At 70.9% G+C, this 1,544-nt stretch carries 2 protein-coding genes; one reads left to right on the plus strand and one right to left on the minus strand.

Features of this window, described 5'->3' with window-relative positions:
* Positions 1–964 (minus strand): alpha-amylase family glycosyl hydrolase (locus AC27VN_RS41150; protein WP_490880467.1); only part of this gene is annotated, 964 nt, incomplete at its 3' end.
* A 94-nt stretch (positions 965–1,058) separates the two neighbouring features.
* On the opposite strand from AC27VN_RS41150, the gene AC27VN_RS41155 reads away from it, so the two are divergent.
* Positions 1,059–1,544 (plus strand): FAD-dependent oxidoreductase (locus AC27VN_RS41155; protein WP_490880468.1); only part of this gene is annotated, 486 nt, incomplete at its 3' end.

The following is a 1,544-nucleotide window of genomic DNA, read 5'->3' on the forward strand; positions in this document are numbered from 1 at the left end:
GCGCCTCGACCTGCTGGCGCAGGTGCTTCGCCGTGTGGTCGGCGGTCAGCAGGCTGAAGCTGTAGGCCAGGTGCAGGCGCCGGTCGCGCGCGGTGTACTGCGCCATCACGGGCGGCGCGTTCTCGTCGCCGACCTCGCCGAGCGCGACCGCGCCGTGGCGGTCGAGCAGGGCGCGCAGCCGCTCGAGGAACAGCAGGTTCTCGCCCTGGCTCTTGTCGTACAGGTGCTGCTGCATCGCATAGGGGTTGTCGGCGCGCACCGTGCTGACCTCGCCCACCGACTGCGCCGAGGCCGGCGGGTTGCTGCGCAGCAGGGCGTCGTGGAACTGGTGGTTGCAGGCGTCGAAGCGGAAGCCGTCGACGCCGCGCTCGCACCAGAAGCCGACCTCGCCGAGCAGCGCGTCCTGCACCGCGGGGCAATGGAAGTTGAGATCGGGCTGCTCGGCCAGGAAGCTGTGCAGGTAGTACTGGCGGCGGCGCGAATCCCATTGCCAGGCCGGCCCGCCGAAGACCGAGAGCCAGTTGTTGGGCGGCGTGCCATCGGGCTTGGGGTCGGCCCACACGTACCAGTCGGCCTTGGGGTTGTCGCGGCTCGCGCGGCTCTCGGCGAACCAGGCGTGCTGGTCGGAGGTGTGCGAGAGCACCTGGTCGATGATGAGCTTCAGCCCCAGTTCGTGCGCCCGCGCGAGCATGGCGTCGAAGTCGGCCAGGGTGCCGAACATCGGGTCGACCGCGCGGTAGTCGGCCACGTCGTAGCCGAAGTCCTTCATCGGCGAACGGAAGAAGGGCGAGACCCAGATCGCGTCGACCCCGAGCGAGGCCACGTGCGGCAGCCGCGCCGTGATGCCGGGCAGGTCGCCGATGCCATCGCCGTTGCTGTCCATGAAACTGCGCGGATAGATCTGGTAGATCACCGCGCCGCGCCACCAGTCATCGCTCTTGCTGCCGTTGCTGCTGCTGCCCATGCTGTCCCTTGGTCTGAAATCATTGTGGCATGCGAAATCCGGGCCAGCGGTACGCTCGTGCGCGCCCCGCGACTCTCTACACTGCACGCCCTCCATGACAGAGACGACTCCCCACGCCGCCGCGGGTTCCCCGCCTCCCGTTCCCGATGCCGAAGGACTGCCCGCGCTCGAGCGCCGGCTCGCGCGCGACCTCGACATCCTGGGCTGGCGCGCCCGCGCCTGGATGCCGCCCTGCGAACACGAGGGCGAGGCGGTGCTCGACGTGGCCATCGTCGGCGGTGGGCAGGCCGGGCTGGCCGCGGCGGCCGCGCTGGCCCACCAGGGCATCCGCGCCGTGGTGTTCGACCGCGCGCCCGAAGGGTTCGAAGGGCCCTGGGCCACCACCGCGCGCATGGAGACGCTGCGCTCGCCGAAGGAGCTCACCGGCCCGGCGCTGGGGCTCGCGGCGCTGAGCTTCCGCGCCTGGTTCGAGGCCCAGCACGGCAGCACCGCCTGGGCCGCGCTCGACAAGATCCCGCGGTTGCAATGGATGGACTACCTGCGCTGGTACCGGCGCGTGATGGCGCTCGAGGTGCGCAAC

It is taken from the genome of Variovorax sp. 20P10.2.4 (genome assembly GCF_058244205.1).